The organism is Myroides oncorhynchi (assembly GCF_020905415.1).
GTDB lineage: Bacteria > Bacteroidota > Bacteroidia > Flavobacteriales > Flavobacteriaceae > Flavobacterium > Flavobacterium oncorhynchi_A.
Map to the genome: position 1 here is coordinate 747,269 of NZ_JAJJMP010000001.1, position 25,246 is coordinate 772,514.

A 25,246-nucleotide genomic window follows, 5' to 3' on the forward strand; every position below is an offset into this window, starting at 1 on the left:
CAAATGGTTTTCTCTATTTTTATAAAAAACTATAATCACACCAACCAAACTTATGAGAATACTATTCTACTTCGTTTGTATTACTACGATCTTGTTTTCTAGTATTATACACGCACAAAAAACTATCCAAAATACAGTTATAGAATACTTTACTTACTCAAATGGTAAAATAATTAATGCTGAGGATCCTATAATGTTGATTGCAAATGAACACACCACCTTTGTAGCAAAGAAAAACCAAATAAATATTGGTTTAGAAAAATATCCTAATGAACAAACTTTCATAGATTACGACAGCAAAGCACATTATAGCATTGCCCACCTCACAAAGAAAGATAAAATCAAGATGTTGTTGCCTGAGTCTAATCAAAACTTTACCCTTCACAATGAAACGAAGTTTATCCTTGGTTATAGATGTAAGAAAGCAACCATTAAGATCAACTCTAACAACATAACACTATGGTACACGAATGAACTAAAAACTAAGGGAAGCCCAACGACTTTAGGCATAAACCTAGGCTTGGTACTCGAGATAGATCGCAATGGAACTTATAAAACACTTGCAAATAAAATCAATACCGACTTAAAACTAGATCTTAGAGACTATTTTAAATTAGAAGAAAACACCTTAGTCGATACCCAAACTTATAAAACTAAACTGTGGGAAAGTAGATTCACTACTATAAAGTTATTTGAAGATGACTTACTTAATTTCTCTGACTCAATTATCACCAAACCTAACTTAATGAGGTTTGCGAAAGGTACGATTATCGTCACAAAAGTCAAGATACCTGCTCTAAAGTCAACTGATCAGCTATTTATTAACTTAACAGAACAGTCTAATGGGGATGCTTATGACAGAACAGGCAGTATGTTTCTAATCCCACACTATCACGAAATCTCTTTTATGGATGCTTTAGAGCAAGGTCTTAGAGTATTGCCTATATATCAGAATCAGGACTCCCCAGAGCAATTTCAAGGAGTAATCGCAACGAATAATTACACTCCTCCTATAGAATTAATGCGTTTTTTCACTCCATTTGGTGTAAAAGGATTTAATCATATCGATGTCTTAGATTATAAATGGCAGGACAAAGCCTACTACAGACAGGAGATTACAGAGTTCTTGCCGCTATTAAGTAATAGTGAATGGTATATAGGTGTATATATTGGAAACTATGACAAAGGCGGTCATAAGATCAGCGCTGATATCACTATTCATCCTGATGGACAAGAAGAAAAAAACAAAATTACAACGATGATGCCAATCTTTAACACTACTAATCTAATGGAAATGGCTGGCCAGAATTATCCGATTATGTTTGCTTCACCTGAAGGATTAAAGATAACCTTCACCGCTACTACAGATATAAAAAATGCAAGATTAAGATATATCACAACAGGTCATGGAGGATGGGAAAATGGAGATGAGTTTAACCCAAAACTCAATTCTATCTCATTAGATCAAAATAAGGTATTAGATTACTACCCATGGCGACAAGACTGTGGCTCTTATAGAGAGTACAATCCAGCTTCAGGTAACTTTGATACAGGATTATCATCATCAGACTTAAGTCGCTCTAATTGGTGTCCAGGCACTATCACCCCCCCTATATGGGTACCTCTAGGAGACATTAAAAAGGGAGTACATACTATAGAGATAAAAATACCCCAAGGAAGAAGAGAAGGAAATAGTTTTAGCTATTGGAATGTATCCGGTGTACTATTCGGAGAGTAAACCTAGAATCTGCCTTAGTCAAATACTACAAAGCAATTCTACTTCATCGCTCTTTCATTAGCTTCTCACCCCCACTAGAGTATGCTTTAGTCACTAATTCAGACCTACTTTGTATAATTACTTCTCGTTGATATTTCTATTACCTATTTGGGGTTAAACAAAAAGAGCTGTTTTAAATTTTTTTAAAACAGCTCTTTTTGTTTATATAACTTCCCGTTTAAGAGAAGAAATTCCATGAAACACCAAATCTCAATGTAAAATCTTTATAAGGATTATTAGGTGCAGAATAATACTTATATCCTGTCATACTAGAATTAAAATGCTCAAGCATAATATAGATTCTGGCAGTTCTAATCTTCATATTAATAAAGAAGTCAAACACTGGATAGTTACCTACTTCAATTTTATCTTGCACAAAGAAATCTCCTATCAATGGATTATAATCATTCGCATAGTACTTACTAAAGTAGCTAAGTGTCACTCCTGTTTGGAATTTTAATGCCTTATCAAAGAATGCATCAGTAAAATACAATGTATTCCTAGTTACAAACTGAGGTACATTAAGAATATTATCTTTCTGATCAACTTTTTGGTACAATACAGTATTGTCTAAACCAAACTTCCCAAAACGAAAGTCTTTCTCTGCTTGAATAGACAAATAATTAATTGTCCCGTCATACTGCTTAGGAGTAACCAACACTTGCTGAGGAATACCAAACTTATCAAACTCTGTAGCATCGTTAGAGAAGTAAAGCTTGTCTTTTAAGACAGAGTATGTTCCAGACAATTTTACCCAAGGTGTAGTAAACGAAGCATCGAATTGATTAATCTTTTCGTTCTTAAACTCATTATACCAGTTGTAATTCACATAATCACTTTGATATAAATAGTAATTAAGATTTCCCATTCGCTTAAGGTTTTGATACCCCAAATCAAATGCTATATTATCAGATAACTTATAATTAAGGCTTCCTTCTATATTACTTGTTTTGTCATTTCCTAAAGAAGAACTAACCAATATATTCGCTCTCCAGTTATCTTTATGATAAATATAACGTCCTCCGATCATAGTAATATTCTTCTCTATCTGATCAGGAACCAAACCTTCATTAACGTGAGCTATACTTTTATAATGATAGTTATATTTATAAAAATCCACAAAACCTTCAAAACGACCAGCTACATCAGATTGATAAGCAGCACCTACTCTATTAAAGATATTATAGTATCTTGTTTTATTATTTATACTGCTACGAAATGCGTCTCCGAAGTGCTTTTTATCTGTATATTGACTATTAATATCAGCTTGTTTATATTCAAAAAATTTATCTTCGTAAGTAAATTCATGCGTTAACAAAATTCCATTCTTAAACGAATTATTTAATTGGTATTGGTGATTTAAATATAGTCGTTTCCCTTTTAACATTGTCTCTACATCACGATAGTACACATTAAGACGTTCACGTTTATTATATGGTTTTACACTAGATTCAAAAAGATCGATATCGCGAATACCACCATTCTCTTTGTTCATTATATCTTGGGCGGTGAAGTGCGCACGCATCAGGTACTTCTTATCCTCAGATTGATAACTAGATCCTATTCTAAAATTACCAGTAGAAGACAATTGATTAATATACTTACCTAAAGAACGAAGTCCTTTATAACCAACAAAAAAGTTAAGGTTCTTACTTGTGTTCAATGTGATAAATGCATCTAAATTCTGACCTTGTTTCATTACTGACCTATAATATAAATCAGTATAAGGTGTAGGTGCAGAATAGTACTTTATATCTTCAATATTTAAATAAGCCATCTGCTTTGCCTCAAATCCAAATCCTGGCAAAACATTGTTTTTTTTATAGTTATATTTTAAAACATTATACGTTTGTCCTTCATTTGCAAATTGCAATAGACCAAAAGGGTTTTTTCTTAAATAATTAAACTCATAGTGCTTCTTTACTGATAGAGCAGTATCAACAGCTATGGTATCGTTCTTAATTGATATAATCTTATAATCTCTAATAGGTGCAACAGAATCTTTCTTAGCTTTTTGTCTAAGGCTACCTATCTCTTTCTTCTCTTTCTTATTTGGGTCACCGTCAGGACGGTAACTACCTTGCATGTCTAAAGTTTGAAACTGCGCATTAGCAGTCACAAAACAAAAAAACACTAGAAATACACTTAAGTACTTTCGCATAAAATTATAATTTGGACAAAGGTAATTTTATTTTTGAATTAAATAAAAAAAGCCATCCGAAGATGGCTTTCTATTTTATACTTAGTACGCTAACTATTTCTTAGCCCATATAAGTTTTGTATCCATTTTGTCACCGCCCATACGAGCAGCAGCAGCATCTTTATTCACTTTATTAACAAGATCCATATCAGAAGGATATGTAATTCTGTCTGGTAAATCTTTCAATGCTACACTAGGTACAAATGTATAACTCTTTTCTCCATTAGGTCCATCAGCTACTAACTCATGGCTCTCTCCTGGTAATAAAAATGTTTTTGGAAACTTAGTTCTACGATACTCAGCCCAAGCTTCATAAGGTTGCATGTACAACGAAATATATTTTTGCGTCATTACATTCTCTTCATTAGCAGCAGGGACTTTTGTAAGATAAGCATCTACTTGTGCTTTACTTACTCCCCATCTATCCATAGAAGCCTTAATACCATTTTTATAATGAACATCACTCCATCCGTTATTTTCTGCAAGAATAAACTCAACTTCAGCATACTCCATTAAAATCTCTACATAATCACCTTTATATACATTTCCAGAAAACTGAGAAACATAATCTGTTTGAGATCCTGTAAAAGAACCTAGAATACCTATAGGTAATCCAACATAAAAATCAGCTGTTCTATCTACATAGTTATTACTTTCAATACTAGGAATAGTAGCATGACTTCTAAAGCGAACAGTTACTTCTTCTTTCACTTTACTACCATCATCTTTAGTCACTTCTAGTAATTGTGTTTTAGGAGCAACCATTCTATACAATCTAGGATCAACAAGATTCTTAAATGGGTTCTTTTTGCCTACCATCTTTTCTTCTCCTTTTAATAACTCAACGAATGTATTTGTTGGAGAAAAATCGTTACGATTATCAATAAACGCAGCTCTATAGAAAGGAGCAGGATTAACCTTGTCATTTTGGAATTGTAGTCCAACAGTATCGTCATTTGACAACATCACACCACTTTTAATAGCATCAGCTATATGGTCTTTTGCTTCAGGAATAACACTTTTAACACGATTCGCAATCTTCAAACGAAGTGAATTCGCAAAGCGCTTCATTTTAGTAGCACTCTCAAAAATAAAATCTCCTTGATTAAAAATTGTCTTATCTAATTCAATTGCCACAGAAGCTTCTTTTAGCTCCTTCATCATATCCTTATATATCTTTTCTTGAGGAGCAAACTGTGGGTTAGTAATTTCATTACTAGTTCCTAATGTCATAGCCTGAAAATCAGGATCATCACTTCCGTATGAATAATAAGGTACATCTCCATAAGTCTCTAAAGCTTGTAGCTGAGAATATACTAACATAATACGTGCAGCAGCAACCATATTTGCAGGGTTACCATAAGTTGGAGCCTTTGCAGCATTAGCAGGATTTGTAACAATATCAATAATTTCTTTATATCCCTTTGCAGCTAAATAAATATCTGTATAAAGACTATTATTAACACCTGTACGGAATAGATATAGATCCTCATCAGTGTAATTTCTTTGAGCAGAATACTGTACCCATGGCAAAGTCATACGACCCGAAGGAAATCCTCCTCTAGTATTTGTCATCAAGTTTTTATTAGACTTGTTGAATAATCCTCCTGTTGGTACTTCTAGTGGTTTATTAGGGTTTACGTTAATCTCTTCTAAGTCCTTATCACAACTTACAAAAGCCATAAAGCAAGCTAAAAGAGATATTTTATATATATACTTTTTCATTAGAGTTCTTAGAATTTAAATTTAACATTCATTCCATAAGTTCTTGTCGATGGCAATGAAGCACCTTCAATAGCTTGAATATTTCCACTTCCGTATGAAGCCATTTCAGGATCCATCCCTTTCCAGTCTAAGTTCCATGTGAATAAATTACGGCCATAAGCTGAAACTGTAATACCTTTAAATGGTCCTATCCATTTTGCAGGTAAGTCATACCCCAACGAAATTTCACGTAATTTAATATAATCAGAACTAAACACGTTTTGTGCATCTACACCACCATAGTGACTTTGAGCCCATTTTTGCCCAGATACAACTTTATCATTTTTAGTTCCATCTTCTTTAACACCATCCAAAATAAGTCCTTTCTCACGAATATCATTCTCTGCAGACTTATCTAACATACCTGAGTACATTCCGAACATATGAGAAGTAGAGAAGTATTTACCTCCTTTTTGCATATCTATTAATACACCTAAGCTAAAGCTCTTGTATTTAAAGCTATTGCGAATACCCATATTATAATCTGGAAGATATGTTCCTAAAGGTTGAATACCTGTCTTTTTATATAGACCATCTGCACCTACTACTTTATTTCCATTATCGTCATAAACGTAATCAGTTCCATAGATTTGTCCATAAGCTTCACCTATTTTACCTTGTAATGAAACTTGGAAAGGAGCACGTGTAATCTCTACTGATTCCACTCCTTCTGCCAATCTAGTTAACTCATTCTTATTCTTAGAGAAGTTCCAAGTAATATCCCATGAAAAATCTTTTGAGCGAATTGGAGCTAAATTAACTGTAGCCTCAATACCCTTATTTTTCATATCACCAGCATTCTTCCACTTATAAGCATACCCTGTTGCAGCATCATACTGAACACGTGTAATCAAATCTTTTGTGTCAATTTGGTAATATGATAATTCAAATCCAATTCTATTATTCAAAAATGCTGCTTCTAAACCAATTTCTTTAGTAGTCATCATTTCTGGTTTTAAATCAGGATTGTTAGCCGTATTACTTAAAGAATAAGTAGGATTCCCTTGGAACGGTCCATCAAGGTTGTAATAATTAGCTGTTCTATATGCCTCAGTATCATTACCTACTTGAGCCCATCCTAAACGAAGTTTACCAAAAGACAACCAATCTAACTCAGGTAATAAATGAGAAAAAAGGAAAGTTCCTGTAACTGATGGATAAGTAACTGATTTTTTAACTGTAGAGAACCAGTCTGTACGAGCTGTTCCTTCTAAGAATAAAAATTCCTTATAGTTTAAACTAACCGACCCAAATATACTATTAGTTCTTGAATGGAATTTCTCATTACTAGCTTTTGCATCCGAAACACTATTACTTAAGTTATATAACCCAGCTATATCTAATCCTCCTACTGTAGTACCAAATACATAATCTCTACGTTTTTCACTTCTGTTAATCCCTACGAAAGCATTAATTCCAAAATCACCAAAATGATCGTCGTAATGAACACGTCCTTCATAGTTATATTCAGATACATCGCGTTTCATGATAGTATATTTAGACTCAGCTTGAGAACCTACTGCCACTTGCTCTTCAACCGTAAAACTATAACGGTCGCCATAAACAGTACCTACAGCATATAACTTATCAGAGAATTGGTAAGTCAACTTAACATTTCCGTAAGTTCTATTACGAACGTCTTGAGATGTATTTTCATAGACTACCCAATATGGGTTATCAGAATAAGCTGGTGTACCATCATTCCAAGCAGTTCTATTCCAAGAACGTTGATCTCCATTTGCTAATTTATAATCCTTTAATTTAGTATAATCTAACTGTCTTTGTCCCCATTGCCAGAATTTTTGTGCAACAGAGTTATCTCCGTAACCTACTTCAGGGCGATTAAATCCTTTTGTATAAACATAGTTAAAGTTAGTCTCTGCTTTTAACTTATCTGTTAATTGTGTTGAAGCACTTACAGCAAAATTATTACGTTGTAATTTAGAATTAGGCACAACTCCTTCAGTAACATTATTACTAAAAGACATTCTAACATTACTGTCTTTATAAGACTTACCAATAGAAACAGATTGATTATGTGTAATCCCTGTATTGAAAAAAGACTTCACATCATTTTTAGACTTTTGCCATGGTACTTCTTTCATAAAGTCATCCCCAAACTCTGGGTCAAATGCATACCATGGTAAATAAGGTGTACCATCTAGTTTTGGACCCCAGCTTTCATCAACCTTGTACTCAGCAATATTATACGTCTTTCCACCGATTACAGCTGTAGGTAACTTACTTGAAGATCCACCTCCATATAAAGTTTGAAGTTTAGGCATAATGTTTATGCTTTCAAAACTTAGACCAGTATTAACTTCTATATCAGTTCTACCATTTTTAGCAGACTTTGTTGTATAGATGATAACTCCATTTCCTCCTCTATTTCCATAAAGAGCAGATGCTGGCCCTCCTTTTAGTACTGTTACAGACTCAATATCGTCAGGATTAATATCCGCAGATGTATCTCCGTAATCACGTCCTCCAGAACCACGTTGCATATTCGCATCAGCGAAGTTACTGTTGTCTAATGGCACACCATCTACTACGATAAGAGGTTGGTTATTACCAGTTACAGACTTAACACCACGTAACACAATACGAGCAGATCCTCCCATAGAAGAAGGAGACGTAACTTGTAATCCTGCAACATTTCCTGAAAGTGCATTAACTGCATTTGTCTGACCTGATCCAGATAAATTATCTCCTTTAACTTCTTGAGAAGAATAACCTAACTTTTTCTTATCACGCTTAATACCTAAAGCTGTTACTACAACTTCGTCAAGCATTTCTTCGTCTCCAGTCATTGTCACATTATAAGTAGCTTCACCACCGACAATGTGCTTAATGTCTTTCATTCCAACAAAAGAATAGATGATAACATCACCTTTCTTTACTTTTAATGTGTATTTACCATCCAGATCTGTCTGAGTACCTTCCGCAGTACCCGAAATCGTAACAGAAACACCTGGAAGAGGCAAGCCTCCTTCGCTTACAACCCCATTAAAAGTCTTTTCTTGAGCAAAACCAACTTGCACTAAAAAAGCAAGTGAGCCCACCAAGATCCATTTAAACTTTGATTTCATTTTAATTATTGATTAGTTAGTATGACAAATCTAACAAAAGATTTTAAACATGTTAAGTTTTTTTTAAGTTTTTTAATTATTTCATATTTATACAAAATATACAATTTTTAACCAAAAAAAATACATAATACAAAATAATCAATACAAACCAAAACAAATATCAAATAAATAATCAAAACAAAAGTTAACAACTAAAATATTTTAGCATTTTTGAATTATAAATTAATACAGAAAAAAAGGAGGGAGATTTAAATTCTCCCTCCTATTAAATATAAACTTAATAAGCTCTATTCTGTTTTATACCACTTGCATTAATTTCACTTTGAGGAATTGGAAATGCTAATAACGGCTTTCCATAATCCATTATACCTCCTGTAATTCTAGGATTCTTGATTGCTCTTCGAAATCTCATTGCATCTTCAAAGCCAAATCCTTCAAACAAGAGTTCTTTCTGTCTCTCTATACGAATATCCTCCAAAGAATAAGTTCTAACAGCTTCATAGTTGACTAATCTTTTAGCACGTAAATCATTAAAGTATTTTAAAGACTCTCCTGTTATTTGATTATTCTGTCTAAAATCTGCTTCTATAAAAGTCAGTAACATTTCCTCATATCTAAGTACTTTGATATTAGACGCCATTTTGACATATTTTCCAATATTTTGTAGCACTCCTCGGTAGTTATTATCAATCATCTCAATGTCAGCACGAATATCATTTGCTTCATTTTTACCTATTGGTGCATCTAAACCAAATAAGCTAGACACCTTAAAATTCACTACAATTGGTCCGTATCCTTCATCTTTATTAGAATTATACACATAGTATAGTGAGTTTGTTCCTGGATTATCTGATCCAGAAAACTTAATTTCAAAAATAGAGTTATTCTGAGGATCGTCTGCTTTATAAGTGTCTTTAAATGCAGATCTACTAATGATATCACCTCTAGATAGTTCCATTGCTTTTTTTGCATTCTCCTTTGCGATTACTAAATCTTTTGTATCCCAATTTGAAAAGAAAAGCGCCGCTCTCGCTTTAATTCCATAAGCAGTTGCGAGAGTCACTTTAACCTTACTTTTTTGATCGCCATTTTTAAGTAATTCAATACCACGATCAAGATCTTCATAAATATCGACTCTATTAGCAGCAACATTGCTCCTAGTTATACTAGTCTTTATTGCTCCATATTTTTTAACATAAGGAACTCCTAATGCATCAAGTCCTCCATTTTCCACATATTGCTCCCCATAATTTTTTAACAAATCATAATGAGCTAACGCTCTTATAATATGTGCTTCTCCTTTACATATCTGTGCAAATCCACCCATATCATTATAAGATGCTTCTATAACACGATTAGAAGCAGATACTACTTTATATATTTGAGTCCAAGTACCAACTGCATAACTAGCTGTAGGTGTCAACCCAAAACCACTAACATTCCCTAATCGGTTAGTAGCGTTATTAGAATAAGCGTTATCTGATCGCACTTCAGAAAAAGCAATAATATTATTACCATAATATTCATTCGACTTCATTAATGCATAGATTCCGATAGTAGCAGCACCTAACTCTGCGTCATTTTTAATAGGACTCTTATCAAAATCTATTTCCTCTGTTAATTTTGGATCTAAAGAACACGATACAAATGTTACACTGCTACACAGTGTAAACATTAATACTATTTTAATTATTTTCTTTTTCATATTTAAAACTTGACATTTAATGAGAATACTATCGATTTCAAAGGAGGCGATGCAAATTCAATATTACCACTAGCATCCACTTCTGGATCATACTTCAATCGCTTATCTTTAACCCAAGTAAATGGATTTAGTGCTGCTACAGAAAAATTAACACTATCTAATCCAAGTGTTTTAACCGCTTGTTTATTAAGATTATAACCTATTGTTAATTGTCTAAAGCGAATATGATCTCCATCAAATAAAAACCTTGTACTAGGTTGAGTATAAGCATTACCACCATCTATAGTCAATTTAGGAACCATAGTAATATCTCCTGGCTTCTGCCAACGATCTAATAACTCACTATTACCATTGTAATTGTACAAAGCAGATGAATTAGGCATACTTGTAATTTGCGACCAATAATCATAAACTTTATATCCTGTTGCAAACGTAAATAATGCATCTACATAAAAACCTTTGTACTCAACATGTGTATTAACACCTCCACTTGCTTTAGGCAATGCACTTGCTCCTTGAAAGCGTTTCTCTGCATCCCCATATTTACTTGTTCTAGTACCATCAGCTTTATACCATTGAGCTAAACCAGTTTGAGAATCCACTCCTGCATATTCTGGCATATACCACTCATTAATCTTATGCCCTTCTTTATCCGCAGTATAGCTTTTTAAAGCAGTAGGCATACTTGTCAACTTATCCTTTACAAAACCAACATTTCCTCCAAGCGACCACTTAAAATCAGCATTATCAACTATATTAAAATTAAGCTCAACTTCGAATCCTTTATTCTCAAGCTCTCCTTGATTAATCCACTTTGAACTAAAACCAGTAGTAAGAGACAGAGGTAAACTATATAAAAGATCCTTTGTTTTACTTTTATAAAAAGCAAATCCCCCACTAATTCTATTGTTAAAGAAACCAAACTCAATACCTATGTCTGTTTTAAATTGTTTTTCCCAGCCTAAATCACCGCCAATCTGCTTTGATACTAAACCAGCTTCGTTATTATAAGATGCAGCCTCTACTAGATGTTGATATACATTCGTATTAATTGAAGAATTCCCTGTTGACCCAACTGACCCTCTAAGTCTTAAAGTATTTATAACATCTGACTCTTTGAAAAAATCTTGATGCATGTTCCAAGCTCCTCCTATTGCCCAAAAAGTACCCCAACGATTATCTTCTGAAAAACGAGAAGACCCCTCTCTTCTTAATGTCATATCAACTAGATAACGATTATCATAAGAGTAATTCAACAATCCAAGGTAGCTCAATTGAACCCAATCGTAATAGTTAGATGTAGCATTATAATTAGCAGCTGTACTACCTAAACTTATTAGTCCAGGAGGCATAACTTGACCACTTCCGCTAAGCATATTGTACTTATTCTTCTGAAACTCCATTAATGCTCTTACATCAAAACGATGATTCTCTCCTAAATAGAAATTATAATTTAGGGAGTTTTGCCACACATAATTAAAAACTCGACGATCAGATTGAGAAGCACTACCACCAACCCCTCTTCCATCACCATGCATTGGATTATTATAACTTTGGAAGTTTATAAATGTATAATCTAATCCTAAAGTAGATTCAAATTTTAAATTATCTAAAATTTTATATCCAAATGTATTACTAGAAAGCACTCTAGTCATATCATTTCTATTAATATTATTATCAATGACATATCGAATATTAGGTAACCCACCTAACAATCCATTATTCAAGTTATAACTACCATCTTTATTATAAGCTGCAGCCCATGGATTCATTAAAATCCCACTTAAATTTGGATTACTAAAGTAAGCTCCACCTTCAAGTATTCCATTTTGCTTAATATTAGAAACATTAGCTCCAATGCTTATATCTATCTTATCACTTAATTTTCTGTTGAAACTAAAATTTCCAGATACTCTCCTAAAATCAGTTCCAATGACTACACCTTCACTTTTTTCATGTCCTATCGAGGCAAAATAACTCCCTCTTTCATCACCTCCATTAACAGATAGATTTAAACTAGACATAGGCGCATTCTTTACTTTTACAAGTTCAGACCAGTCCGTATCTTGACGACCATTTTTATGCCAATAAAGAAATAAGTCATTTCCAATAATAGAAGCGTAATTATCTATCACGCTCTCTTTAGATTGCCCCGTTGTGTTACTAATAGCTTCAACCCATAAATCTCCTTTCTCGTTACCTGTCAGCATACGAGCTCCTTTGACTGCTTTATTTTGAAACCCTATCAAAGATTTAAAACTATAAGAAGGTTTTCCTTGTTTTCCTCTTTTAGTTGTTATCAAGATTACCCCATTAGACCCTCTGGCTCCATATACAGCAGTAGCTGCTGCATCCTTTAATACTGTCATTGATTCAATATCTTCTGAATTCAGTGCTGCCAATGGTGATATAGAAGTTACACTTGTAGAATTAGACAAATTGCTATTAATAACAGGTATTCCATCTATTACATAAAGAGGTTCATTAGTCGCAGAAACAGAGTTACGTCCTCGAATACGAATGTTTTGTGTTGCTCCAGGCGAACCTGATGTAGTAGCCATTTGCAAACCAGCAACTCGTCCTTGTAAAGCTTGCTCTACAGAAACAGTCGGAGTATTTGAAATATCTTCTCCTTTAATAGCAACAACATTACCTGTGATTTCATTTTTCTTTTTCACTTGTCCATAAGCCAGAACTACTACTTCGTCTAATTGATTGTCTTCACTTAATAAAGAAGTATTATAAGAGCTAGCCGCACCAACTTTATAAGTAGTCTCTTTCATACCAATAAAAGAAAAAACTAAAACGTCACCTGCTTTTACTTTTAATGAATATTTCCCACTTAAGTCGGTCTGAGTTCCTTCAGTCGTGCCTTTTATTGTGACAGAAACACCAGGCAGCGGTGTTCCTCCTTCACTTACAGTACCTGTAAGGGTTTTGTTTTGCGCATAGCCTGTAGTTATTGAGCATAACAACAAACTAGCATAAAACCAATGTAGTCTAGATTTCTTCATAAAAACTTTGATTAGTTAGTTTGACAAATCTAAATACATAACTTAACATAAACTTAACATAAACAAATAGCAATATAGTATTGCTAAAAGTATTCAAATAAAAAGGGCTATCTCATTGTTACCTGAGATAGCCCTATATTAAATTATAATACTTATTAACTATTATTTGTATGCTTGATTTTGTTCAATCTTACTTACGTTAATTTCTGATTGAGGTATTGGAAATGCAGCAAATTTATCTCCAAATACAACTTTACCATTACTTAGAAGCTTATTTACCTCACTCTTAGGATTTGAAACTTCTCCACCCCAACGCATAATATCTTCATAAGCGAATCCTTCAAACATTAATTCTCTAACCCTTTCCTTCTTATAATCCTCAAATGTTAATGTTGTGTACTTCTTAGCTACAGCTGAAGGGCGCACCTCAGTTCCTACTTGCGGTTTTTGTAGAGTAACACGTTGGGAAACAATAGCATTCAAATAATCTAGAGCCAATGCATTATTACCATTAGAAGCGCCTTTTAGAGTTGCTTCAATATAGTTCATCATAATTTCTTCTATTCGCATAACACGAATATTAGATGTGCGAACTGTATATTTTCCTAAATTTCGAATATTATCTTCATCTTCATCTAATCCAACAATCTCACTACGAATATCATCTACAGATAAATCTCCTTCTAATTCTGGAAATATATCTATCACAGAATCTTCCATACAAACCAAATCACCATATCCATCTAAAGAATAAATATAAAACAAACTATTCGTAGATAAATTATCAGTTCCTGACTGTGCTAATTCAAATAGAGAATTACTCATAATTCCATCACCTTTATAGGCATCTAAAAAAGAACTTCTACTCATTACAGCAACATTAGAACTAGGTGCCAGCTCCATAACTTTTGCAGAACTTTCTACAACTACATTTAACATACTAGCATCATATTTGCTAAAAAACAAAGCAATTCTTGATTTAAAACCATAAGCACTTGCAACGTTCAAACGAACGCGACTACCAACTCCAATAGCCTTCTCTGCTTCAGTCATCATTTTGATCCCCTTTTCTAAATCAGCTAATATTGATTTTTGATTTTCTCTTACGGTTGGGCGAGAAATCTTTTCATCAATATCTAAAAAAGAAGTTTTATAAGGCACACCTAATGCATTCAACCCTAATCCCCCTACATATTGTTCTCCATACAATCTAACCAAATCATAATGAGCAATCGCTCTCAGTACATAAGCCTGACCTTTATAATACTTAACAGTATTATTCTCCTCGATATCTGCTTCTATAACTCGATTAGTATTCGAAATCACTCTATATACTTGCCCCCAAGTATCTAACGAATAAGCATGTGTGGGAAGAATTGTAAATCCTGAAATAGAACCAAAACGACCAGTTTCATCTGTTGAATACATATACGATGAACGGCTTTCTGAAAACGCTATAATATCGCGACCATAATACGTTTCTGCTGCCATACGAGCATAAGAACCATTCAAACTTGCAGCTAGCTCCTCTACTGATTTTATAGGAAATTTCTCATTATCTTTCGTATTAGAGTCTATAGAGTCTAATGAACATGCTGTAAAACTTGTACTTGCTAATCCCACGAATCCTGCAAGTAAAAAGACTTTAACTATATTTTTCATTCTTCTTAAAATTTAACGTTTAACGTAAATACAAATGATTTCAACGGAGGTGTTGCCATTTCAATATATCCAGTAGCATCAACCTCTGGGTCCCATTTCAATCTACTATCTTTCACCCAAGTTAAAGGATTACGTGCAGAAACAGATAAATTAACTGCATCTAATCCTAACGACTTTGCAACTTTTGGTTTCAAATTATAACCAAAAGTTATCTGTTTTAAACGGATATGATCCCCATCATATAACCATCTTGTACTAGGTGATGTATAAGTTGCCCCACCCCCCACTGTAAGCATAGGTACATCAGTAATATCACCTGGTTTCTGCCATCTTTCTAACAATTCAGTAGTTCCATTATAATTATACAATGATCTACTATTAACAGAATTTGTATAAGAAGACCAATAGTCATATACACTATAACCCGCAGCAAAAGAAAACAAAGCATCTAAATAGAATCCTTTGTAATCAATATGTGTATTTATTGCTCCTGTAACTTTTGGCAATGCACTTGTATTTAAATACCTAGTTTCAGCAGCATTATAGTTTGATGTTTTAGTTCCATCAGCCATATACCACTGTGCTAAACCAGTCTGAGCATCTACACCTGCATACTCTTTTAATCTCCACTCTTCTAATATTTTTCCTTCAGCAGTTCCTTTAAAGCTTCCTAACACCTCTAGAGGTTTACCATCAACTATCGGCATACTTACCATTTCGTTTTTAACAGTTCCTAAATTTCCACCTATAGACCAATTAAAATCTTCTGAGCGAATTACATCATAGTTTAATTCGATTTCAATACCGCTATTCTTTAAATCCCCTAAATTTGTCCATTGACTAGCGAATCCTGACGTACGTGATAATGGTCTTGCATACAATAGATCTTTACTCTTACTCATAAAATAAGTGAACGATCCTGTTAAACGATTGTCAAACATCCCAAATTCAATACCTATATCCGTTTTAGATTGTTTTTCCCAACCTAACAATCCCCCAAACTGAGTTGATGTCATAGCTGATTCTCCATTGTACTGACCTGGACTTAAAAGTTGAGCATAAGTATTAGAAGCAATCTCTGAGTTACCTGTTGAACCAACAGATCCTCTTAAACGCAATAAGTTAATAAACTCCACATCTTGCATAAATGACTCAGAACTAATATTCCAAGCACCTCCTACAGCAAAGAACGTTCCCCATCTCTTGTCTTCAGAAAAACGAGAAGACCCTTCTCTACGCAAAGTTAAGTCAATTAAGTATCTATCATTGTAATTATAGTTTAACAATCCTAAGAATCCTAAGTTAGTCCAATCAGTATATCCTGCACTAGCCTGGTAATTAGTAGCAGATGCACCAAGACTAATCATTCCAGGAGGTAAAACTTCCCCCCTACCCTCTAAAATATTTGCTTTATTCTTTTGATACTCCATCAACACTCTCGCGTCAAACTTGTGATCATCACCAACATAAAACTTATAATTTAAACTATTTTGCCATACATAGTTAAATCTTTTTCGATCAGTCTCACTAGCAGATCCATCATAAGATCTACCATCACCGTGAAGAGGATTAAGATACGTTTTATAATTTGCCAATAGATAATCTAATCCTAAAGTTGACTCAAATTTTAAATTATCAAGAACCTTATATCCTAAAGTATTACTTGACATCACTCGTATAACATCATTTCGAGAAATATTATTCTCTGTTACATACAGTGGGTTATGCAATCCAGCAGGAATATTAAGGTTATACGTCCCATCTTCATTATAGATTGATGCCCAAGGAGAAATAAACATTCCTGATAAGTTAGGATTAGAAAAATATGCTCCTGCCTCGTTAATTCCATTCTGAAGAATATTAGATACGTTTGCCCCTATCTTAATATCTAATCTATCATTTAACTTTCTAGTCATATTAAATGCCCCAGAAACCTTCCTAAAGTCAGAACCTATCACAACTCCATCGAACTTCTCATGAGCGAAATTAGCGTAATATGTTCCATTCTCATCTCCTCCATTTACACCTAGAGAGACCGTAGATGTAATCGCATCTTTATTCAGTACCGCATTTCTCCAATCATTATCTTGAGACCCATTAGCCACCCATCGTGTCAAAACGTTATTTGGTCCATAATATCCAGTATACCAATCCCAAACATTATCCATCGTAAATCCTTTTGAAGCACCATGCGTATTGAAATTAGCTTCTAACCACAAATCTTTTTTCTCCTCTCCACTTAAGAAGTCAGGTCCCTTTCTTGCTAAATTCTGAAATCCAATAGAAGTTTTTAAACTATAACTAGGCTCTCCTTTTCTTCCTTTCTTAGTTGTAATAACGATAACCCCATTACCTCCACGAGCTCCATAAGCAGCAGTTGCAGCAGCATCTTTCAGGACAGTCATAGTCTCGATATCCTCTGAGTTTATCCCTGAGATAGAAGAAAGAGAAGTACCTTCATTATTTCCAGATATATTTCCACTTGTAAGCGGTATACCATCCACTACGAATAATGGCTCATTATTAGCAGATAAAGAGTTACGACCACGAATACGAATGTTTTGCGTTGCTCCTGGTGACCCTGATGTAGTTGCCATTTGTAATCCTGCTACCCTACCTTGTAAAGCTTGATCAACAGAAACAGTAGGAGTTTTTCCAATAACATCTCCTTGCACCGTTACAACGTTTCCAGTAACCTCATTACGTCCCTTACTTTGACCATAAGCCAAAACCACAACCTCTCCTAATTGATTACCCTCTGCTGTAAGGCTTACGTTATAAACTGGAGCATCGCCAACTTTATGAGTTGCATCATTCATCCCAACAAAAGAGAAAACTAAAACATCTCCTTTTTGAACATTTAATGTATAATTACCACTTAAGTCTGTTTGGGTACCTTTATCTGTACCTTTAATCATTACAGTTACACCAGGAAGAGGTAAGCCTCCTTCAGTAACCACTCCTTTCAGAGCTTTTTGTTGCGCCGAGATATTCTGCGATAGAAGCATCACACCTGCAGCCACAATCCATTTGTAGTTTAATTTCATAATAATTCAATTAGTAATTGAAACAAATCTAACAAAATATTTGAATAACTTTATAATTAAATTAAGATTTAGATTTCTCAAACCAAACAAAACTTAAAAAATAACCCTCATTTTAACAAATAAAAAGCATCAAAATACTAATCTTATACAAAATGTCACAAAAATCCAATCCATAAAATCAAACATTTTGACAATTACATAAAAATCAAATAACATTAATTTAACATTTATCTAAATAATAGTAAAAAAGCCTTAGAGTGGAATCTAAGGCTTTATAACTATATTGTCACTTTCTAACTATTCACGTTCGCGAATAATATTATACTCAAACTTAAATAATGTTTTAGTAGTACTTCCATTAACTATCATTTCAGTTGGATAACCAAAATCATGAAGTTTATAACCAAAATTAAGCTCTTCACCAGTCTTCTCATTCTTTGCAGATATTATCTCATTTCTCGAACTTTTCACAAATCGAATAAGTTCTCCACCTGGTATATAGTCAAAAGTCAAATTGTACTCACTATGCTCAAAAGGATTATGACCTACTCCATACTTATAACTAAATAATCTACCTGTATTATCAGATACCGCAATCAAATTACCAGTATTATCAAACTCATAATCATAAGTTTTATAACCTTGAGTAACTTTAAGATTATTAGCATTCACTGATTGATATAAAACTTCTGACTCTTCTTTTTTTCCTTTTATACTTACCAAGTCTCCACCTTGATAAGATGCAGTTAACTCATCTAAATCAATCTCTTCATCTTTCTTAATCACTATTTTATTTAGACTATCATCTTTTAGATAACTAAACGAATAGCTAATAGGAGCTTTAGCAGGTAATGCAGTTAAATCAACATTCTGAAACTCTTTAAGTTTATGAAGCTTAAGAAAATAATTATACTCAATGGTGTATAGTGCTTCTAGTAAATGTTGTTTCTCTACGTCGCGAATAACTTCCATACGCGAAACTTTCATATAATCACCTCTATCAGGATTAGGCCAATACTCTTCCTTATCACTAGAACTACATGATGCAAGACTCAATCCTACAAGTGCTAGAATTGCAAATATTTTTAATTTTTTCATATTTATTGTTTAGGATAGTTAAATAAAAAAAGAGGTTGTTTTAAACAACCTCTTCATTATAATTATTTTATTGGATTCTGAGGTGCTAATAAAGCATTAGCATTACGCTCAGCTAATGGGAATTGTAATGTAAACTGCGCACTAGGTACAGCTATATTAATCTGTCCATTAACAATATGATTAGTTCCTTCATATTTTCTCTCTAGAGAAACATTCCAACGTTTCATATCAAGTAATCCAAAACCTTCTCCCCATAGTTCAATTCTTTTTTGAATTTGGAATTCTTTAAACAAACTATGTTTGGTTAATCTTGCATTAATATCATATGACTTATCACGAGAGGACATATATTGTGCCAACATAGTTTTTGCACTTCCTTCGTCACCAAGTTTAATTAAAGCTTCAATGTAGTTAAACACCATCTCTGTTTTTCTCATATAACAGTAATCTCCTAAAAACATTGTTGGATCAACAAATTTAGTATTAACATATCTAGGAATAACTTTAGTTACAGGCTTACCATCTTTATCATTACCCCACTTAGGAGAAGTATAAACCTTCTTACCATCCGCAAACCAATCTGTTCTACGAATATCACTAGTATTCATTTCGTCATATAAACGTCTATCAATAGATTTAGTCGTATTTCCAACTTTACCATATCCAACATTAAATGCGTCCATATGCGAGAAATATGATGCATAGGTACCAGTATTACTTCCGTTAATATCAGTAGCCCACATCCAATCAATATTTGACATTGAACTAAAGTTACCATTATTTACTACAGAATAGCTATTAGCTTCTACACTACCATTAAGTGCTTTATTTGAATATTCTTTAGCTAAATCAAACTTTTCTGTATAAAGATAAAATCTTGACAATAAACCTGCCACAACACTTTTATCAATAAAATTGATATTTGGACGAGCATACTTTTCCAATAAGCTATATGCTTCTTTTAAATCTTGCTCAATGAATTTATTCACTTCAATGGCTTTAACACGGTTATATTGATAAACAAATTCTCCTTTATCATTAACAGTTTCTAAACTTATTCCGTCTCCATTGTATTCATATAAACGTATCAAATTAAGATTTGCAAACGCTCGCAATGCAAGTACACGACCATACATAACACTTGACTTATAATCAGGATTAGTTCGTATTAAAGATTGAATAACTTGATTAGCATTATGAGCTAATTTATTATAATAATTATAGATAGTTGCAGTATTATTATTCTCTAGTCTATCTGTATAGTTATACTGATAAGAAAACCAGTTCATATTAGCATATGCAACATCATTACTCATCGCATCTACTGCGATATCAACTCCTTTTTGTCCAAAATCTTCATGTTGACCAACTTCAGCTACTCCAGATTTAAACATTAAGTTTAAACCTCCATTTTCTAATCCTTCATTAAGAATAAGAGCTGACTCAGGAAATGCTGCTAAAGCAGCCATTTGTTCATCTGAAAACTTAGAATTTAATTTATTTTCTGTAAAATCCTTTGAACAAGAAGCTAATAACACTGCTCCAAGAACAAAGCTTGAATATAATATTTTTTTCATAATAATTACGACCTAATGATTAAAATTGAATATTAGCACCAAATGCAAATGTTCTATACAGTGGATAACCTGTACCCGAAAGTCCTGTTAGATTTAACCTTGGATCATATCCTTGACGTTTAGACCATAAAGCAGCATTATCAACCATAGCGTATAAACGCAATTTAGATAACCCTAAGTGATCTGTAACTTCTTTGTTAAATGTGTATCCCACAGTAATATTCTGTAAACTTAAATAATCTGATTTAATTAATGCTAATGTAGAACCACCGTAAGCACTCGCTTTATCACTAACATCAACTCTTGGCAAACTTCCTTGTTTTGTAACTGGATCCCAAGTTTTGCTAAAATCATTATGTAAGTTCTGACCTGGTTTTACTGAGAAGAAGCTAGTGTATTTAGTATCATATCCATACCCACCAAATTGATACGCAAAATTAGCTGACAAATCAAATCCTTTATATTCTGCATTTAATCCAAATCCACCATACACAGTAGGTATAGGTGATTTATCTATTTTTTGTAATGTTGCATCATTCCAGTTCTCTGTAATAGAACGTTCTCCTGTTTTATCATCAATTTTGATAAATTGTGCATTTCCGTTCTCTTGGTTAACACCTACATATTCTTTTAAATAGTATTCATATATAGATCCTCCCTCTTCTCTAACAAACTGTCCTGATTTAATACTTTTTTGTCCTGCAGGCAATTTTGTAATCTCATTTTTATAATGAGTTCCGTTTATGTTCAAGCTAACTTTTAAATCATTAGTACGAACGATTTCACTAGATAAATTAACCTCAACACCAGTATTTTTCATATTACCTGCATTATAAGGCATTTGCTTAAATCCAGTAACAAGAGGTGTTGGTACAAAGAACAACATATCATCAACCTTTCTAATGAAATATTCAGCCTCAACAGCTATTCTTCCATTTAAGAAAGAAGCCTCAAAACCAGCATTAAAGTTTTTATTTACTTCCCAAGTAATATCTTTATTTCCTTTAGTTTCACCAATAATTGTAATAGGTGCATCTGGATCAAAAGAAGGCTTAATTGAATATTGGTTTTGATAAGGGTTCATCATTAATAAATTGTCATTCCCTTGTTCACCATAACTTGATTTAAGTTTTAGTTGGTCAATCCAAGCAATGTCTTTCATGAAGTTTTCAGATGAAATAACCCATGCACCTCCAACACCAAAGAAAGTACCCCATTTGTTATCTGGATGAAAATAAGAAGAAGCATCACGTCTAATACTAGCATTAACGAAGTACTTATTATTATACCCGTAGTTAAGTTTAGCGAAGTATCCTTCTAACGAATAAGTTTCATTACCTCCATTAGCACTGCGAATAACAGCAGCATGATCAACAAATGGACTATCTGGGAATAACATATTTGTACGTTGCACATATAAGTTTTCTTTCTTTCTATTCATTGTTTCATGCCCTAATAAGATGTCAACAGAATGTTGTCCAAACCATTTGTTATAATTTAATAACTGTTGGTTAGTAACAGCAAACATTTTATCATCTTCTTGGTTAGCACGACCATTAACACCAGTACCTGAACCGTAAACAGGGTTCATAGTGTAACGTAATACATTACTATATAAATCAGCAGAAAGAACATATTTAAAAGTTAATCCCTCAGCTAATTTCATGTCTAAATAAGTCGAAGTAAATACCTGATCAGAAACAAATTTTCTGTAATCATTAGTTCCTGATGCATATGGATTAGAATTTTGTCCAAAAGGTCTTACATAAGGAGTAATACTTCCAGAACCATCATCATATAATACATTACCACTTTTGTCCTTCATGATACTACCTTCTTTATCATATGCATGAACAGGGTAAATAGGTGCTATTGAAGCTGACCAGAAAAATGGATTTGAAAAAGCGCTATTATTACCTCTAATGTAATCTCCTCCCATTGGATTTTCTCTCTCAACATGAGAATAATTAACACTACCACCAACTTTGAAAGTTTTGTTAATACGACTATCTACACTTAAACGCCCTGTAATTTTTTGGTAGTCATTATTTGCAACAATACCTTCATTTTTCTCATGTCCTAAAGACATAGAGAATGTTGTATTATCACTTCCTCCTGAAAAACTTAAATTATTCTGAGTAAACAACCCATCTCTAAATAAATAATCATCATATAATTCATGATACATCAATTGAGCATTTGGATTTATCTTTCCTGTAGTAGGATCGATTAACTGATCATTAGGAACATTATAAATATTATAACCTAACCCAGAACCAAGTTTACCAGCACTTTCAGAAATAAGTCCTTGAGAAGCCATCTGAGAAGCTTTATCAAAGCTGTTACCAGCTGTCATATAACTATTTCTCAAAGCAGCATAATAAGACTCATAGTATTTTGAGGGGCTGCTCATCTTATTATAGTCTTGGAAATTAGAACTTGCAATACCTACTTTAGTATCAAATGATACTTTAGTTTGTCCTGATTGACCACGTTTTGTTGTAATAATAATAACTCCGTTTGCACCTCTATTTCCATATAAAGCAGCTGCAGAGGCATCTTTTAAGAAAGAGATAGTTTCTATATCAGAATTATTAATAGCACTTAAAGATCCATTAAATGGAACTCCATCAACAACTAATAACGGATCAGAACTCGCAGAAATAGATCCTAAACCTCTAAAACGAATTGTTGCATTATCACCAGGTGAACCACTATTATTCATAATTTGAACCCCAGCAACTTTACCTACTAAACCTTGAGTTACATCAGAAGTAGTTACATCTCTAATTTGTTTACTATCAACTACAGCAATAGATCCTGCAATAGAAGTTTTTGTTTGAGTACCATACGCAGTTACTACAACCTCATCTAACATAGAATCCTCAGATTCTAAAGCAACGTTATAGTTATTTGCTGTAGACACCTTATATTCTTTATCGTTCATACCAATGAAAGAGTATACCAATACATCTCCAGGTTTTACTTTTAAAGAATATTTTCCATCTAGATCTGTCTGAGTTCCCTCTTGAGTTCCCTTAATTACCACAGTTACCCCTGGCAATGGAAGTCCTCCCTCAGATACTACTCCAGATAGAGTCTTTTGTTGTGCAAAAGAAACTTGCACAGCTAGCCCTGCTGCCAGAGCTAAAGTCCATCTTAACTTAGAAATCATTATTAAATTGAATTAGTTAGTTCACAAATCTAAAAAAGTAATTAGATAACCTAACCAGAAGCACCACTATTAACTATACTAACAAAAACAAATCATAACAAATTAAACTATCATCAACAAAACAACACAATATCAAACAATATTACAAATATTAAAATCAAATAATACACATTAAGAAACTCAAAAACAATTTGAAATACTAAACAAATCAAAACACAATTAATTTAATTAACACATAATTATTCTCAATGCTTTATCAATGCTTATTTATTAAAAGCAAGTGCCAAAAAAAAGCATCCTTTTTAACATAAGTTTGAATCTATTTATATCAATTTTATAATAAGACTTTTATTACTAGACAATAGATTAATACTTACTTTTGTATTATAAATAAAGTTTATCTTATTATGTTATTACCAAACTATTCTTCATACACACTAGAAGCAGGAACAGATGAAGCTGGCAGAGGCTGCATAGCAGGTCCTGTAACAGCCGCTGCTGTAATTCTTCCAAAAGATTTTCTAAATGAGGAAATAAATGATTCTAAGCAGATAACTGCCAAAACACGGTACAAACTCAGAGAATTAATAGAAGAGAATGCGTTAACTTACAAAGTAACTCATCTACATGAAGATACAATCGAAGAACTAAATATATTACATGCCTCTATTAAAGCCATGACACTATCAGTGTTAGACTTAGATCCTAAACCAGAGTTTCTCATCATAGATGGCAACCGATTCACTCCTATCCCTGACTTACTCCACCAGTGTATTGTCAAAGGAGACACAAAATATCTTAGCCTAGCTGCCGCCTCTATCTTAGCTAAAACATACAGAGATGACTATATGGATAAGATACACGAAGAGTTTCCGATGTATAATTGGAAAAAGAATAAAGGATATCCAACTAAAGAGCACAGAGAAGCTATTGTAAAATTCGGTGCTTGCAAGTATCATAGAATGTCATTTAAACTCTTACCTGATCAACTAAAGTTAGAACTATAATCAAAGTTCATTTTATATAAACGGGGCTGTCTCATAAAGACAGCCTCTTTTTTTAGTCATATTTAGTATATTTACACTCTTATTATTTGTTTATTTAGTTGATTATCAGTATTTTTAAGTTGATAAATCAA

At 33.2% G+C, this 25,246-nt stretch carries 12 protein-coding genes; 2 read left to right on the top strand and 10 right to left on the bottom strand.

Translation table 11 applies throughout. From position 1 onward, the window contains the following. Positions 1-52 precede the first annotated feature (52 nt). Positions 53-1,738 (top strand): PNGase F N-terminal domain-containing protein, encoded by a 1,686-nt coding sequence (locus tag LNQ81_RS03335; RefSeq protein ID WP_229944762.1) that lies wholly within the window; start codon positions 53-55, stop codon positions 1,736-1,738. A 217-nt stretch (positions 1,739-1,955) separates the two neighbouring features. Here the strand turns inward: LNQ81_RS03335 and LNQ81_RS03340 are convergent, their stop codons facing one another. The 10 genes from LNQ81_RS03340 to LNQ81_RS03385 all read right to left on the bottom strand — a co-directional run bounded on the left by LNQ81_RS03340 (position 1,956) and on the right by LNQ81_RS03385 (position 24,108). After that, positions 1,956-3,938: a putative porin gene (locus tag LNQ81_RS03340; RefSeq protein WP_229944763.1), complete on the bottom strand. Its 1,983-nt coding sequence runs from the start codon at positions 3,936-3,938 to the stop codon at positions 1,956-1,958. A gap of 93 nt (positions 3,939-4,031) precedes the next feature. Next, positions 4,032-5,702, bottom strand: a complete 1,671-nt coding sequence (locus LNQ81_RS03345; RefSeq protein WP_229944764.1) for a SusD/RagB family nutrient-binding outer membrane lipoprotein — start codon at positions 5,700-5,702, stop codon at positions 4,032-4,034. Between the two features lie 8 nt (positions 5,703-5,710). Continuing rightward, a complete protein-coding gene (locus LNQ81_RS03350) occupies positions 5,711-8,830 on the bottom strand; it encodes a SusC/RagA family TonB-linked outer membrane protein (protein ID WP_229944765.1) in 3,120 nt (1,039 codons plus the stop codon). 277 nt (positions 8,831-9,107) lie between these two features. Continuing rightward, complete coding sequence (locus LNQ81_RS03355) at positions 9,108-10,535, bottom strand: RagB/SusD family nutrient uptake outer membrane protein (protein WP_229944766.1); 1,428 nt, start codon at positions 10,533-10,535, stop codon at positions 9,108-9,110. A gap of 2 nt (positions 10,536-10,537) precedes the next feature. Next, entirely contained in the window at positions 10,538-13,549 is a 3,012-nt protein-coding gene (locus tag LNQ81_RS03360; protein WP_229944767.1) for a SusC/RagA family TonB-linked outer membrane protein, read from the bottom strand. A gap of 162 nt (positions 13,550-13,711) precedes the next feature. Then, the gene (locus LNQ81_RS03365; RefSeq protein WP_229944768.1) at positions 13,712-15,211 is read right to left on the bottom strand and encodes a RagB/SusD family nutrient uptake outer membrane protein; all 1,500 of its coding nucleotides are present in this window, start codon (positions 15,209-15,211) and stop codon (positions 13,712-13,714) included. Positions 15,212-15,216: 5 nt separating this feature from the next. Continuing rightward, positions 15,217-18,219, bottom strand: coding sequence for a SusC/RagA family TonB-linked outer membrane protein (locus tag LNQ81_RS03370; protein ID WP_418887959.1), 3,003 nt, complete (start codon positions 18,217-18,219; stop codon positions 15,217-15,219). A gap of 336 nt (positions 18,220-18,555) precedes the next feature. Beyond that, entirely contained in the window at positions 18,556-19,356 is an 801-nt protein-coding gene (locus tag LNQ81_RS03375) for a hypothetical protein (RefSeq protein WP_229944770.1), read from the bottom strand. A 62-nt stretch (positions 19,357-19,418) separates the two neighbouring features. Further along, positions 19,419-20,933 carry a RagB/SusD family nutrient uptake outer membrane protein gene (locus tag LNQ81_RS03380; RefSeq protein WP_229944771.1) on the bottom strand — a complete coding sequence of 505 codons (1,515 nt, stop codon included), beginning with the start codon at positions 20,931-20,933 and terminating at the stop codon, positions 19,419-19,421. Positions 20,934-20,952: 19 nt separating this feature from the next. Continuing rightward, positions 20,953-24,108, bottom strand: coding sequence for a SusC/RagA family TonB-linked outer membrane protein (locus tag LNQ81_RS03385; protein WP_229944772.1), 3,156 nt, complete (start codon positions 24,106-24,108; stop codon positions 20,953-20,955). A 407-nt stretch (positions 24,109-24,515) separates the two neighbouring features. On the opposite strand from LNQ81_RS03385, the gene LNQ81_RS03390 reads away from it, so the two are divergent. After that, positions 24,516-25,115: a ribonuclease HII gene (locus LNQ81_RS03390; protein ID WP_229944773.1), complete on the top strand. Its 600-nt coding sequence runs from the start codon at positions 24,516-24,518 to the stop codon at positions 25,113-25,115. The last annotated feature ends 131 nt before the right edge of the window (positions 25,116-25,246 follow it).